General features: G+C 66.8%; 9 protein-coding genes. 7 read left to right on the top strand and 2 right to left on the bottom strand.

Annotated elements, in window-relative coordinates; translation table 11 throughout:
• Positions 1-85: 85 nt before the first annotated feature.
• The gene (locus tag AB0D85_RS42125) at positions 86-349 is read left to right on the top strand and encodes a hypothetical protein (RefSeq protein ID WP_362333058.1); all 264 of its coding nucleotides are present in this window, start codon (positions 86-88) and stop codon (positions 347-349) included.
• A gap of 208 nt (positions 350-557) precedes the next feature.
• Here AB0D85_RS42125 and AB0D85_RS42120 read toward each other — a convergent pair whose 3' ends face one another.
• A complete protein-coding gene (locus tag AB0D85_RS42120) occupies positions 558-752 on the bottom strand; it encodes a hypothetical protein (RefSeq protein ID WP_362333055.1) in 195 nt (64 codons plus the stop codon).
• 87 nt (positions 753-839) lie between these two features.
• Here AB0D85_RS42120 and AB0D85_RS42115 point away from each other — a divergent pair, with 87 nt between their 5' ends.
• Genes AB0D85_RS42115 through AB0D85_RS42100 form a run of 4 tightly spaced genes read left to right on the top strand, consistent with a single transcriptional unit; the run spans position 840 to position 12,329 of the window.
• Entirely contained in the window at positions 840-5,318 is a 4,479-nt protein-coding gene (locus tag AB0D85_RS42115) for a DEAD/DEAH box helicase family protein (protein ID WP_362333111.1), read from the top strand.
• Positions 5,315-7,219 carry a UvrD-helicase domain-containing protein gene (locus tag AB0D85_RS42110; protein WP_362333052.1) on the top strand — a complete coding sequence of 635 codons (1,905 nt, stop codon included), beginning with the start codon at positions 5,315-5,317 and terminating at the stop codon, positions 7,217-7,219. The genes AB0D85_RS42115 and AB0D85_RS42110 overlap by 4 nt, the downstream gene beginning before the upstream one ends.
• The gene (locus tag AB0D85_RS42105) at positions 7,216-10,467 is read left to right on the top strand and encodes a helicase-related protein (RefSeq protein WP_362333049.1); all 3,252 of its coding nucleotides are present in this window, start codon (positions 7,216-7,218) and stop codon (positions 10,465-10,467) included. Before AB0D85_RS42110 ends, AB0D85_RS42105 begins: the two co-directional genes overlap by 4 nt.
• Positions 10,464-12,329: a DUF1998 domain-containing protein gene (locus tag AB0D85_RS42100; RefSeq protein ID WP_362333047.1), complete on the top strand. Its 1,866-nt coding sequence runs from the start codon at positions 10,464-10,466 to the stop codon at positions 12,327-12,329. The genes AB0D85_RS42105 and AB0D85_RS42100 overlap by 4 nt, the downstream gene beginning before the upstream one ends.
• Before the next feature lie 76 nt (positions 12,330-12,405).
• Here the strand turns inward: AB0D85_RS42100 and AB0D85_RS42095 are convergent, their stop codons facing one another.
• Positions 12,406-13,062, bottom strand: a complete 657-nt coding sequence (locus AB0D85_RS42095) for an ATP-binding protein (RefSeq protein WP_362333045.1) — start codon at positions 13,060-13,062, stop codon at positions 12,406-12,408.
• A gap of 271 nt (positions 13,063-13,333) precedes the next feature.
• Between AB0D85_RS42095 and AB0D85_RS42090 the strand changes: the two genes are divergently transcribed.
• Positions 13,334-14,182: a helix-turn-helix transcriptional regulator gene (locus AB0D85_RS42090; protein ID WP_362333042.1), complete on the top strand. Its 849-nt coding sequence runs from the start codon at positions 13,334-13,336 to the stop codon at positions 14,180-14,182.
• Between the two features lie 8 nt (positions 14,183-14,190).
• Complete coding sequence (locus AB0D85_RS42085; protein ID WP_362333039.1) at positions 14,191-14,385, top strand: hypothetical protein; 195 nt, start codon at positions 14,191-14,193, stop codon at positions 14,383-14,385.
• Positions 14,386-14,536 lie beyond the last annotated feature (151 nt).

Raw genomic sequence — 14,536 nt, 5'->3', positions numbered from 1 at the left:
GACTCCACCCCTTAGCTTGATTCATCGGAAGGAAGCATCAACTCGAAGTTCCAACTTTATTTATTTCCTTTCACACGGGGGACGTGTGCTCGAATATACCCCTGTGCAACTGCAGGATGCGACCTTAGGGGTGGATCACTCGATGAATGAGCAGGAAGATGACGAGTCATTGGACTCGCAGCGGGACTCCAGTTCATTTTGGTTGGACATGAATTTGGCAAGCAGCATGGCCGAAGTCCGGGGTATTCTTCACCGTTTCGACGAGCCCGAGGAGGAATTCAACAACCGGTTCCCCTCCCTGGCCAAGCTGGTTCAGAGCCTGCCTGACGAGACCGCTCCCCCGGCCTGATTCAGCACGTCACGGGCCCGAAGTATCAGTCTCGCAACAACCGACGCCTTCCCCGTGATCCCACCGCATCACGAAGGCACTGTGGAAATCACGCCCAGCGCCACGATGAACACGGGCCGGCCGACGATGCCGGCGGTCGGCCCGCCGTTCGATTATTCGCCCGGACCTTTGACACCCCAGGAGCGCAGTAGCAGTGCTGTCTTCGTCCTCACCGGTAATCCAAACCGTTCTCGAACAGTCCTCGCGTGTCCTGCAGACTTACGCCGTGGACCCCGGCCTCGTGGCCGAACATGCCAATGGCGAGCGCCGTATCACCCAGGGCGGATACGGCGATCGCCAGCTTTTCGAGCTCGTTCAGAACGCGGCGGACGAGATGGCCGGCGAGCAGGGTGAGCGAGTTCATGTCGTCCTCACGGACGCCCACTTGTACTGCGCGAACGAGGGCGAGCCGGTGACCCCGGAAGGCGCCGAGACAATTCTTCGGATGAGTATGTCGAAGAAGCGTGGGGGCCAGATCGGGCGTTTCGGAGTGGGCGTCAAATCGGTTCTCGTGGTGACCGACGCACCGGAATTCTTCAGTAGCACCGGAAGTTTCGGATTCGACCGCGCCTGGTCGTACGAGCAGATCAAGGCCGTGCCCGGCGTGATGGCACGCTACGGCCCGGAGTTCGACGCCCCCGTGCTGCGGATGGCCCGGCCTCTGGACGTGCGGGCCGAGCGCGCCTCCGATCACGTCCTGAACGAGCTGCTGAGCTGGGCCACCACCGTCGTCCGCCTGCCCTTGCTCCCGAAGGCCGATGACCGGCTGGGCCGGGACATGCACGGTGGTCGCGCCAAGGACCACGGCGAGCCCCGCGAGGAGTTCCCGGTCGGCTTCCAGCTCTTCTCCCCGCATGTCGCGAAGGTCGTACTGGAGGACCGCCGGCCGCGGCCCATGGCCCGTCGGACGCTGACCACCCAGCAGACCGGCGACCTGCACACCGTGGTCGAGGAGCGGACCGGTAAGGCCGTCACCACCGACCGGTGGCGGGTGTTCACCACCACCCACGAGCCCGGTCCGGCAGCCCGCGCCGATGCCGGAGAGCTGCACGACCGGCTCTCGCTCGACCTCGCCTGGGGAGTTCCGACCCTGGAGAAGGATCAGGAGAGCGGCCTGTACGTCAGAAGCTCGCGTTCGCAAGGACGCGGCAAGTTCTGGTCCTTCTTCCCGACCAAGTACGAGATGTCGCTGAGCGGCATCCTCAACGGCGCCTGGAAGACGAACGAGGACCGGCAGAATCTGCTCGACTCCTCCCCCTTCAACCAGGAGATGATCCGCGCGGCCGCACAACTGGTCGTCGAGTCGCTCCCGGCCTTGGCCCCCGCCGAGGACCCGGCCGCCTACCTCCCCCTGCTGCCCGGCCGTGTGAAGGAGGCGATCAGTTGGGCGGACGCGTTTCTGACCGAAGAGATCTGGAAGCGTGCCGCGATGCACGCGTCGCTTCCTGACCAGAACGGCGTGCTGCGTGTGCCGACCGAGCTGCGGGTGCACCCTCGTCCCAACGACCCGAGGAAGGAATCGAAGTCTCTCCTGCGTTGGCTGCGGTGGTGGCACGAATGCCCGGACCGTCCGTCGAACTGGCTGCATCCGAGCGTCGAAGTGGATGTTCTGCGCTCCGGCAAGGTCGAGCGCATCCTCGGCGCGGCCAAGCACCAACGGGCCGACGTCCGCGACTGGTTGGAGGCCCTCGTCGAGAGCGGCACCGTGCAGGCCTCCGCGACGGCGATCCGCATTCTCGCCGACATGATCGAGGTCGGTTCCCCGTTCGTCGAGGAGGCTCGCAAAGCCCACATCGTCCTCACCGAGGAGAACGGACTCGTCGCCCCTGTACAGGGCAAGGTCTACCGCCGCACCGACCAGGACGGACTGCGCGAGTCCACGGTGTACGTGGTCGACGAACTCACCCAGGACCCCTCGCTGACACACGCGCTCGACGTCCTGGGCATTCGGGAGGCCGACGTCGAGGGCCGGTTCGACAGCGTTCTCGACCAGGGCTTCGACCACTACAGCCAATCGGATTGGGAGCGGTTCTGGGAGCTGTTCCGTCAGGCGGGGGTCCGTCACCTGACCCACAAGGTCCTGGAGCGGGTGCCCTCAGCACGCTCGACGCTCAAGGTGCGGACCGCCGACGGTCGGTTCCGGCCGGTCGAGGATTGCATGCTGCCGGGTGACGTGGTCGATGGGAAACGCGACCCGAGCATCGCCGTCGACATGGCGTTCCACTCCGACGACACGCCCTTCTTCTCCCAGGTCGGTCTGAGGGAACGACCGTCCGGCGGGGTCCGGCCCCAGGAGGGCGAGGCGTGGTACGACGAGTACCGCGAAGCCCTCCACACCTCCTACCTGCGCCGCCTGGACAGCAGCGCCCCGCGCCCCGCGCTGAACCGGATGAAGACCGATGGCGCCCCGATCGGCGGCCCGCTCCATGTCTTCCGCGCTCTCTCCGAGGAATCCCGCGCCGCCTTCCTGAAGGTGCTGCCCGACGACGCCGTGGTGGACAACTGGACGCGCCAGATCGGTACGCAGACAAACACCCGGCAGCCGGTCGCCTCGCCGATCCGGTGGATGCTGTGGAAGTACGGGACGGCCGTCACCTCCCAGGGGATCAAGCCGCTGAAGGAAGCCGTCGGCCCCCAGCTCGCCGCCTACCGCGATGTATTGCCGGTGGCCGAGATCTCTCCGGAGAAGGCCCGTAAGCTGCGGCTCCCGACCACCGTCGACGAGGTCCCCGCCGACCGTTGGGACGCGCTCCTCGACGAGGTGACCCGCAGCGAGGACGACTCCTTCGTCGGCGCCACCTACGTGATGCTGACCCGGTTCGGCGCGGACTTCCCCGAGGACTCGCTCACCCGTTGCCGGACCGGCGACACCTGGGAAACCCGGCCCGACAGCGAGATCACCGTTGCCGTCGGGACCGCCCAGTACCAGGCGCTGCGCGCAGAGCAGCTCCCGGCACTGCTCGTGCCAACCGCCGGCGACGCTGAGCTGATGATCGAGAAGTGGGGCATGCTCCGCTACGCCGACGTGATCAGCCTGGAGACCCGTGAAGTCACGGAGGGCGACCCTGTCCCGTTGGTCGAGCTGTTCCCCGCTCTGCGGCAGCGCCTGAACAGCGGGAACCGCAACAGCATGGTGCAACGGTGCAGCGAACTGGAGGAGGTCACCCGCACGCCCAACGGCACGCGTACTTCCCCCTTGGACGCCGTGCGCCAGGACAGCATCGTCAAGGTCCGCGTTCCTGTCGACCCCGAGCCGATGCTGCGCCTGATCGACCGCGAACTCGGGCTGGGCCTCGGTGCTGCCGGTTGCCGTCAGATTCTGGAGCACCAGGACCGTATGGCGCGGGACGGCGAGTTGAAGGCGGCGCAGAAGGCGGTACGTGAGGCCGAGGACGTGGTGACCAAGATCGAGCTGTTGATCGGTGCGGACGCGCTGCGGACCGGCCTCCCCGAGGGATTGATGGAGGCCGAGTTGCAGGCGACCGACGGCGTGGAGCCGTCCGGGCGCCGGGTCGCTCAGATGGCGTTCAACGCGCACGGTGACGGTGTGCTCCAGCAGCATGCCCGGGACATCCAGGCGCGCTTTCCCAACGCCCCGGTCGCGTACGGGGGTTCGTCGGCTGCCATCGCGTTCGTCTCGGAACTGAGGCTGCCAGTCGCGTTCGCCGGCTCGCGGACTCCCTCCCCGCCCTCGTTCGAGACCGTCGAGGGCCCTCGGGACTTCCCGAGCCTCCACGAGTACCAGGAGGACCTGGTCCGGAACATCTCCACCATGCTCGACCGACTGGCGCCCCAGCGCGGCATGCTGTCGCTGCCAACCGGTGCCGGCAAGACCCGGGTCACCGCAGAGGCTGTGATCCGCTGGGTGAAGCGGGTCGGCGACCTCAAGGGTCCGTTGCTGTGGATCGCTCAGACCGAGGAGTTGTGCGAACAGGCCGTCCAGAGCTGGAAGTTCGTCTGGGGCAAGGTCGGTGCCGAACGCCCCCTGACCATCAGTCGGCTGTGGAGCACCAACGAGGTCGGGAATGTCGTCGATCACCCGCACTTGGTGGTCGCCACCGATGCCAAGCTGGAGCGCTGCCTGGGCACCGACCAGTACGCCTGGTTGCGCCAAGCCGCGCTGGTCATCGTGGACGAGGCGCACACCGCCATCTCCAAGCGGTACACCGAGATCCTGGGCCAGTTGGGACTCACCCAGTACGAGACAGGCCGGCACCTGCTCGGTCTGACCGCCACCCCGTTCCGGAACACCAACGAGGAGGAGACCCGCCGCCTGGTCAGCCGCTTCGGCAATCGGCGACTCGACGAAGGAGTGTTCCCGTCGGGGGACCCGTATCGCGACCTCCAGAAGTGGGGCATGCTCGCCCAGGTCGAGCACCGCACCCTTGAGGGCGGCCGTATCGAACTGACCCGGGACGAGAAGACACACGCCGATCGCATGGCCGTGCTCTCCCGCTCCGCCGAACAGCGCCTCGCCGACGACCACGTACGCAGTCGGCGCATCGTCGACTCGGTGGCCGAACTACCGGACGACTGGCCGACGTTGCTCTTCGCCACCTCCGTCGACCATGCCAAGTACCTGGCGGCCATGCTCAACGACCGGGGTGTCCCGTCCGCCGCCGTGGACTCGACGACCAGCACGCAGGACCGTCGCAATCGCATCGAGAACTTCCGAAACGGACGCATCCGGGTCCTCACCAACTACGGTGTGCTCACCCAGGGGTTCGACGCTCCGGCCACTCGTGCCGTGGTCGTGGCCCGGCCGGTCTTCAGCCACAACGTGTACCAGCAGATGATCGGGCGCGGACTGCGCGGACCCCTGAACGGTGGCAAGCCCAGCTGTCTGATCCTCAACATCAGCGACAACATCACAAACTTCGACACCGCCCTCGCCTTCACTGATTTCGAGCACCTCTGGAGCCGGAAGTGACCGACGTCTACCAGGACAGCCCCTCGCTCACCGACGAGCAGCTGGCCGTGGTCGAGCAGCCATGGGACGCGCGGGTCCTGGTCACCGCGGGTGCCGGTGCGGGAAAGACCCACACCCTGGTGCGACGACTCGACGCGCTGTGCGGCAACGAGGACCCCGAACAGGCGCTGGAGGCCGCCGAGATCCTCGTGCTCACCTTCTCCCGGGCCGCCGCCCGGGAGCTGCGCGAACGGATCTCCCAGCACGGGGAACGGGCCCAACGGGTACGCGCCCGCACCTTCGACGCGTGGGCCTACGAGGTGCTCCTCCAAGCGCATCCGGACGACGAGTGGGGAGCGGTCGGCTTCGACGAGCGGATCGCCGCCGCGACCCGCGCGATCGAGAAGGGTGCGCTGGAGATCGGCGACGCGGTCCCGCCGGCCCATGTCGTGATCGACGAGGTTCAGGACCTGTTGGGTGGGCGCCGTGAGCTGGTGGAGACGCTTCTCGACCGGTATCAGGAGAGCTGCGGATTCACCGTCGTCGGCGACGCGGCCCAGTCCGTGTACGGCTTCCAGATCGAGGACCTGGGCGAACGCGCCGACGAGACCGGCCGGTTCTTCGACTGGCTGCGCTGCTCCTACCCCGACGACCTGGTGGAGCTGCACCTCACCCAGAACTTCCGGGCAACCACTGCCGAGGCCCGGGTCGCGCTGTCGCTGGGCCCGCGTCTCCAGCAGCTGAACGATCCGGACGAGGCGGGAACGCGCTACGACGAACTGCGCGACCTCCTTCTGGATCCGATGAACGGCATTGGCGACCTGGACGACGAGCTCACCCTGAGCAGCTTGCGGGATCTCTCCGACACATGCGCCGTCCTCACCCGTGACAACCAGCAGGCCCTCGTGGTCTCCGACCTGCTGCACGCCCACGGCGTCGACCACCAGCTGCGGCGACCGCTGGAAGAGCGTCCGGTGCCGTACTGGGTGGCCGAGTTGCTGCGCCGCACGGAGGCGACCGGCCTCACCGAGGACCGGTTCCGAACGCTCCTCGCGGAAATCCCTCTCCCGTACGAACCTGACGCCACCGCTCTGTGGACCGTATTGCGTCGGGCTGCGCGCGGAGCGGGGCGTGGTGTCCTCGACCTGGACCGGTTGCGCTGGGCAGTCGCCCATGGCGGGTTCCCTGACGAGGCGGCCGACCCGGAGACCGCCCGCGTCGTCGTCTCGACGGTGCACCGGGCCAAGGGCCTGGAGTTCGATCGGGTGATCGTCCTGACACCACCGCCCCTGGCCGAACTCCACAAGCGGTACCAGGACGAGTTGGACCTGCCCGCCGAGGCCCGCGCCCTGTACGTGGCGATGACACGTGCCCGCCAGGACCTGTACCACGTGGCCCCTCCCGAACTGCCTCTCTTCAGGAGGGCGGGGAGTCAACGCAACGGCCGTCGCTACCTCGGATCGTGGCGGTCGTACGACAGGTACGGGATAGTCGCCGAGCCGGGTGACGTGAACCGGGACGACCCGCCCGGCCAGGAGACGGATGTCGTAGCCACCCAGGTGTATTTCCTGGAAGAGGTCCGTCCCGGCCAGGAGGTGCTGCTGCGCAGGCGCCACAACCTGCCGATGGGCGAGAAGGAGAGCCCGCCGTACGCCCTGATGCACGAAGGGCGGGAGATCGGCGAGGCGTCGCAGCGGTTCCGCGAGGAGTTGTTCCAGGTGCAGAAGGTGAACCGCACCTGGAACCCTTGGTGGCCCGACGAGATCCACGGCCTGCGCATCGACACCCTGGAGACCGTGACGGGCAGCACCGCCGCCGGCGCCAACGCCGGTCTCGGGGAGCGAGGCGTGTGGATCGTCCCGCGGATCACCGGCATCGGCCGGTACCGAAGAGCCGACAACTACGAGGAGCAGCACGCATGACGCAGGTGGCAGGCCGACACTCCGAGCACTACCGGGTCCGGGACGATGAACTCCTCGTAGGACTCCGGCGTGAGCTCCTCGGCCCCACCGAGGACGCTGTGCCGGACGATCGGGACGAGGTACTCACTCAGGAGGCGCCGATCGACCGCTACCTGACCGGTGTGCTGTATCCGCGTGCCACGAAGGAACGGCAGGCGGAAGAGGCCTCCAAGCAGAATGGTCCGGACGACGTCCCCGTCTACAGCCGCGGCGACGGCGAGGAGTCCGGCACCCCACCGGAGGTCGGTGCCTCGGGGGACCGACGCCCCTCCTCGATGGGCCTGACATTCGCGGTCAAGCCAGCCATAAGCAGGACGATCGTCGTCTCGGCGCGCGCGGCCGTCTACGAGCCCACCGACGCCGACGGCAAGCGGATCACGACGGTCCGCCGCGCCGAGGCCCGTACCATCGACGACCAGCGTGAACGGTGGCGCCGGAGGGAACTCTCCTTGCCCGAACAGCGATTCGTGGTGACCGAGCCCGCTCCGAAAGAGCCGGTCCCACTCGGCGACGGAGCCTCACTGGACGTCAACATCCGCCGACTTGACGAGACCACCGGCACAGTCACGATTACAATCACGCTGATCAACACCCAGAAGATCGGCGAGTGGGATCTACAGGATGCGTTCTCCCTGTTCCAGTGCGGTCTGACGGTCCGGGCCGAGGACGGCTCCGACGCCTTCGTCGAACGCCCGGCCACGGGCTACGCGGATGACGCGGAGGTCGCCACGAGTCGGCTGCTGCACCGCCACGCCCCGACCTTCGCCGTCGGGCACGGCTGCGCCGCCGAATGGGACTGGTACCCATCGCCGATCGGCGTGACCGACACCACCCGTGAAGCCGCCGTCGCCGAGGTGCGGAGCCAGTTCGTGCCGACGGTGGAGGTACTGCTCACCGACTCCAACCCCGAGATCGACAGCTCGGCACTGTCCATGCTGAGGCTAGCGGAGAAGTCCGACGCCGAGATCCTGACGGCACTGGAGGGTCTCACCAACGGGTACGAAAGCTGGATCGACCGCAAAGCGGCGGAGGCGGAGGACTTGGCTGGCCAGACGCACGAGGAACCCGCGCGTGAGCAGGTCAAAGCCTGCCGCGAGGCACTCGACCGTATCCGCGAGGGCATCAAGCTGTTGCGCACCAAACCCGATCTGATGAGAGCCTTTCGACTCGCCAACCGCGCCATGGCCGACCAGCGCGCCCACAGCGCCTGGGTTAAGAGCGGACGCGTCGGTGTTCCCGACCCGGCGGCCGGTCGCTGGCGTCCCTTCCAGATCGCGTTCGTGCTCCTGTGCCTGGCCGGCATCGACGACCCCGAGCACCGTGATCGGAAGGTCTCCGATCTGCTGTGGTTCCCCACCGGTGGTGGCAAGACCGAGGCCTACCTGGGACTGATCGCCCTCACCTCGTTCCTGCGCCGGATCCGCAAGGGAGCGGACGGCGGCGGTGTCACAGTCCTCATGCGCTACACGCTGCGGCTGCTCACCCTCCAGCAGTTCGAACGCGCGGCGATCCTGCTCTGCGCCATGGAGCACATGCGACGTCGCACACCCGAGTTGGGCCACGAGGAGTTCTCCGTCGGCATGTGGGTAGGACGCTCGGCCACCCCCAACACGCTGGCCGAGGCGAGCCTGAGGCTCGACGAGCTCCGAGCGAACCTCGACAAGCGCCTCGCCACTGAGAACCCCGTCCAACTGCATGCCTGCCCCTGGTGCGGAACCCGTCTCGACGCACGGAACTACGAAGCCGACAAGGACGCCAAGCGGATGTATGTCCGATGTCCCGACACGTACTGCGAGTTCGCCAGCGGCCTGCCCGTGCACCTGATCGACGAGGCGGTGTACGACGCACGACCGACGTTGGTGATCGCCACCGTCGACAAGTTCGCGTCGATGCCGTGGCGTCCGGCGACCGCCGCGCTCTTCAATCGCGACGACGACCCGGACGGCGGCACCCCTCCCCCGGAACTGATCGTCCAGGACGAACTCCACCTGATCTCGGGCCCGTTGGGGACCCTCACCGGGCTCTACGAGACTGCTGTGGACGCACTCGCCGACCAGCCCAAGGTGATCGCCTCCACGGCGACCATCCGTCGCGCCGCCGACCAGGGACGCCACCTCTTCGCCCGCAAAGTCCGACAGTTCCCACCGGCCGGTCTCGACGCCCGTGACTCATGGTTCGCCGTGGAGACACCACGCGAAGAAAAGGCGAGCCGCCGCTACGTCGGCCTGCTGGCCCCCGGCACCAGCCAGGCCACTCTCCTGATCCGTACGTACGCCACGCTGCTGCACCGGGCCAAGCAGGCGAAGACCGAGGACGAGGTGCGCGATGCGTACTGGAGTCTCGTCGGCTACTTCAACAGCCTCCGGCTCCTGTCCGCTGCCGAGCTCCAGGTCCATGACGACGTGGTGGCCTATCTGGAAGTGCTCGCCGAGCGCGAGGGAGTTGAAGTTCGATCGGTCGCCAACTACTCGGAGCTGACGAGCCGTATCGACGCCAGCGAAATCCCCACCCGGCTCAAGGGCATTGAGAAGCAGCTGCCCGACGAGGACACCGTGGACGTCCTCCTGGCCACCAACATGATCGCGGTCGGCGTGGACGTCGACCGCCTCGGCCTCATGGCCGTGATGGGCCAGCCGCAAACGACCGCCGAGTACATCCAGGCCACCAGCCGGGTCGGCCGAGCGCACCCCGGCTTGGTCGCGGTCATGCTCAACTCCTCCCGATCCCGCGACCGTTCCCACTACGAGAGCTTCCAACATTTCCACTCGGCCCTGTACCGCGAGGTCGAGTCCACCTCCGTCACACCGTTCTCCGCCCGCGCCCGATACCGGGGCCTGCATGCGGTGATCGTCTCGCTCGCCCGAATTATGATCCCCGCCGCCCGACCCAACGATGGCGCCGGCAAGGTCGAGTCTTATGAGGACGTGCTCCGGGGTCCCATCAAGACGATCCTCCTGAAACGCGTGGAAGCGGTCACTCCGGCGGAGGCCACCGCCGTGTCTCACGCCTTCGACGAGTTCGTCGAGTGGTGGTGCGACCAGGCCGACATCGACAGCGGCCTGTTGTTCGAACCTCAGAGGGGCAGACGCGCACCTTCGCTCCTCAAGGCCTATGACGACGAGTCCGAGGGCACCAGGGCGTACGCCACGTTGTGGAGCCTACGCGACGTCGACGCCGAGACCGCCCTGTTCATGGAGGGAAACCGATGACCCCGCCCCCCGCCCGCCGTCGCCGGACCAGCGCGAACGGCGCCGCACCCGCCCACAACTTCCCACGCCGTGGCGCGGTCCGACGTGCCCAGGCGATCACCACGTACGGCGTCGGGTCGCTCATCGCCGTCGACCATGAGTCCTTCATCGTCTCGGGACTCGACGAGGCCGAGCAGAGTTGGAGTCGTGATGAGTCCCCGCGGATCCACGAACGGCGGTTGGCCCGGGTGCTCGGCGTCGACTACTTCCGGCTGCCGCCCGCCTCCGACGACACCAGCAAGGACGGTCTTCGAGTCCGGCGTTTTCCCTTGATGCACTCCTGCCCCGAGTGCAACGACCTGCAACGGCACCGCGACTTCAACCCGCCCGCCGGTCGAAGCGTCTGCGGCACGTGCGATGTCGACCTGGTCCCCTCCCGCTTCGTCGTCGCCTGCGAGGCAGGGCACCTCGACGAATTCCCGTACTGGCAGTGGGTGCACCGTTCCAAAGACCGTGGTGCCTCGACGGCGGCACAGTGTGGAGGGAAGCTCAAGATGCGGACCTCCGGGCGTACTTCCTCGCTACGCTCCATCCTCATCTCCTGCACCTGTGGACAGGCTCCTGAGGTTTCGATGGAGGGCTCCTTCCGGAGGAGTGCGCTCAAGGACCTCGGCCTCAAGTGCCGAGGGTCCCGTCCGTGGCTCGGTGCGTCCGCCGTCGCGGGTGGGTGCGGACTCCCCCTGCGCACGTTGCAGCGCGGTTCGTCCGCGGTGTGGCAGCCGGTGTTGAAGTCGGCGCTCTCCATCCCGCCGTGGAGCAATGGCCGCGCGGATCCGCTCGCCGAACACTGGGAGCAACTGCGCGAGCTGAACAGCCGTGCAGAGGTCGAGATGTGCCTCAAGTTCGTCTTCAAAGGTGAGAGCCCGGTTGCGATCGACGAAGTCATGGCTTTCCTCGACGCCGAGCGAGAGGAAGACCCCGCCGGCGACGAGACCCCCTCCTTCGACCATCGCTATCGCGCCCTGCGCAACAAGGAGTACGAGCGTCTCCGCTCGGGCAACGACGAGAGCGAGCACTCTCGTGACGAGGAGTTCGTCTGCGAGACCCCGTTGGGCGACCAGAGCGTGCTCGACCCACTCGGCGTCACCGGCCCGATGTTGGTCAAGAAGCTCCGCGAGGTACGCGCTCTGAAGGCGTTCACCCGGCTCGTCGACGCCGAGTCGACGACCGACCCCAAGGAGATGCCACTGGCCGAACGCCCCCTGCGTTGGCTTCCGGCCATGGAGGTGCGGGGTGAGGGAGTCTTCCTCCGCCTGGACGAGGACCGACTCGGCGCCTGGGAGAAAAACGTGGCTGTGGCAGCCCGGGTCGAGCGGATGCTTACCGCGCACCAACGGGTGCTGGACCAGCGGGCCGATGACCCGAGCCGGGTCGTCTCTTCCCCTGCCACCCCGCGCATGGTGCTGCTGCACACGCTGACCCACGTGCTCATCAACGAGTGGAGTCTGGAGGCGGGCTATCCGGCAGCAGCCCTGCGTGAGCGCCTGTACGCCGCCGACGACATGGCCGGAGCCCTCGTCTACACGGCGACGAGCGACTCTGCGGGCAGCCTGGGTGGTCTGGTCGCTCAAGGTGAACCGTCGATTCTCGCTCGCACGGTCCGTTCGGCCGTCCGCCGTGCCGAATGGTGTTCCTCGGACCCGCTCTGCATGGAGACCGAGGCGTCCGGTGCCGGCGGAATCAACCTGGCGGCCTGCCACGCCTGTGTGATGCTCCCGGAGACGAGTTGCGAGCACAACAACGTCCTCCTGGACCGCGCGCTGCTCGTCGGGACCCCTGACGACCCCGAGGTGGGCTTCTTCGCCGGCATCTTGAATCCCTGACATCCGCCCTGCCTTGGCGAAGGCGCCGACACTGATCGGCGCCTTCGCCGTGCTTCGCAAGTCCGGGAGCCATCCGTCACCGTGCAGGTCGTCCTGTGTCCGCCTCGAACTGCATCTGGGCGCGGTCCAGAGCCTCATCGGCGTCATGACCATGGGCTCGAAGCCAGTGCAGAAGATCGGCGATGACATCGATCGCCACCTCCTCCGCGGCGACGGCACTCAGCCTGGTCGATCCCGGCAGGTGAGTCAGCAATCCCGCATTGTAGAGGTGCAGGCAACTCGTGGCTCTGGAGACACGGACGTCCTTGCCGTGGCCGTTGGCCGCCGTCAGGCCCGATGCGAGTTCGACCCACGTGATCTTGCGGTCGGGCAGGAGTTGGACGCCCCAGCGTTCGGACATCGCGGAGACGATGGCCATTCCGCGACCCGACTCGGCGTCGTCGGTCGAGTCGATCAGACACGGTAAGGCTCGCGTGTCGGGATCATGGACTTCGATACGCAGGTACGTACCGCTCATGGAGACAGCGAGCGTCGTCGGGGTACCGGAGCCCACATGGGTGATCACGTTGGAGACGAGTTCGCTCAGGCAGAGCTGGGCCGCGTCCGTCAGTTCTGCCAGGCCCCAGAGGCCCAGGTGAATCCGTAGCAAGCGCCGCAGCGCCGCGACTTCCGCCGGCTGGGCGGAGAAAGACAGATCCCAGGGCCGTCTCGGTGTACATCCACCGCAATCCATGTCCCAACTCCTTTGTCCGGCTGACTGATTGCGCTGCTCGTGAAGCAGTGGCCCGTCGCCCTGGCGCAGGCCACCACTCCCAGGGCAGGAGAGAACAGGGGGACATGCGCAATGCGCTTCTGCTTGCTGTGTGTGAGCAGCGCGATGTCCAAGCTAGAAGATGAGTTGGTAAATTTGCCATCACCTTCGGCAAATTAGCTCGATCGTGGCTCGCCGGTGACCCGGCACGGCAGACTGCGGATTGAGTCCGACACGGAAGGTATGGATCGACATGACCCCGAGGGCAGTACCGACTCAACGCCAGAGGCGCCTCGGTCACGAGTTGCGCAGGATGCGGTTGGCCGCAGGTATGTCCGCAGAGCGGGCCGCGAACCTCCTCGGCGTGGACCGCGGGAAGATCTCCAACATGGAGTCCGGGGTCCGGAGCATCAGCGAGGAGCGTCTGCGCACCCTGGCTCACCACTGTCACTGCGACGACGAGAAGTACGTGGGCGCGCTGGCCGACATGGCCTCACGCACCTCGGGCTGGTGGGAGCAGTACCGCGGCACTCTCCCTCAAGGCCTTCTGGACATTGCCGAGTTGGAGTGGCAGGCCGTTCGCATGCGCACCGCATGCACGGTGCACATCCCTGGCCTGTTCCAGACGACCGACTATGCCCTCGCGGTCTTCCGCGCCGTCCTTCCTCATCTTCCCGAGCATGAGGTGATGTTGAGGACCGCTCACCGCAACCACCGTCAAGAAGTGCTCACTTCCGAGGCAGCCCCGTCCTTCACCGGCATCGTGCACGAAGCCGCACTCCGGATGCAGTTCGGTGGACCCGAGGTCGCCCGTGCGCAGCTCCGACACCTGCTGGACCAGTCCGAGGCGCACGGACGAACAGTCCTGGTCGTCCCCTTCGCCCATGGAGCCTTTCCGGGTGCGGGACAGACCGTTCTGTACGCGGAAGGACCGACGGAACAACTGGACACCGTGCAGATCGACAACTCCCACGGCCCGGATTTCCTCTACGGAGAGGCAGAATTGACCAAGTACCGTGCTCACTTGGACCGGATGGAGAAGCTGGCGCTGTCCCCCGGCGACTCAAGAGCCTTCATCCACGCCATCGCTCGCGAGCTCTAGGAGAAGGCATGCCCGAGATCCAGTGGGAAGAGCCGTTCTGCGGAGAAGGCAACTCGTGCTTCCGGATGGGGGTGGACGACTCCGGCAACGCGTACATAGCCGTGCGTGGCCAGGAGGACCGTTTCATCACCGACAGCCGGGAGGCCCTCCGGAGCATGATCCTCGACATCAAGGCCGGCAAGGCGGACCACCTGTTGAGGTGAAGTTCCGACTTGTACGGGCCATAGCGAAGCGCGGTCGAGTTGGCCGCTCGCAGGGCGTTCAGTGGACGCATGGACCGTGCAGCCATCAAGTCCGTTGGTTACTCTCTGACAACAGGTCGCGACGGACTGGAGGGACAGGTTCATGGATCCA

Origin of the sequence: Streptomyces sp. NPDC048277 (genome assembly GCF_040652235.1) — a bacterium.
Classification (GTDB): Bacteria; Actinomycetota; Actinomycetes; order Streptomycetales; family Streptomycetaceae; genus Streptomyces.
This window is presented reverse-complemented; position numbering and strand designations above follow the sequence as displayed.

Coding starts and splice junctions, on each gene's coding strand:
- AB0D85_RS42120 (WP_362333055.1), bottom strand. CDS start 752: ATGAACTCGCTCACCCTGCTCGCCGGCCATCTCGTCCGCCGCGTTCTG.
- AB0D85_RS42115 (WP_362333111.1), top strand. CDS start 840: ATGTCGAAGAAGCGTGGGGGCCAGATCGGGCGTTTCGGAGTGGGCGTC.
- AB0D85_RS42105 (WP_362333049.1), top strand. CDS start 7,216: ATGACGCAGGTGGCAGGCCGACACTCCGAGCACTACCGGGTCCGGGAC.
- AB0D85_RS42100 (WP_362333047.1), top strand. CDS start 10,464: ATGACCCCGCCCCCCGCCCGCCGTCGCCGGACCAGCGCGAACGGCGCC.
- AB0D85_RS42095 (WP_362333045.1), bottom strand. CDS start 13,062: ATGGATTGCGGTGGATGTACACCGAGACGGCCCTGGGATCTGTCTTTC.
- AB0D85_RS42090 (WP_362333042.1), top strand. CDS start 13,334: ATGACCCCGAGGGCAGTACCGACTCAACGCCAGAGGCGCCTCGGTCAC.
- AB0D85_RS42085 (WP_362333039.1), top strand. CDS start 14,191: ATGCCCGAGATCCAGTGGGAAGAGCCGTTCTGCGGAGAAGGCAACTCG.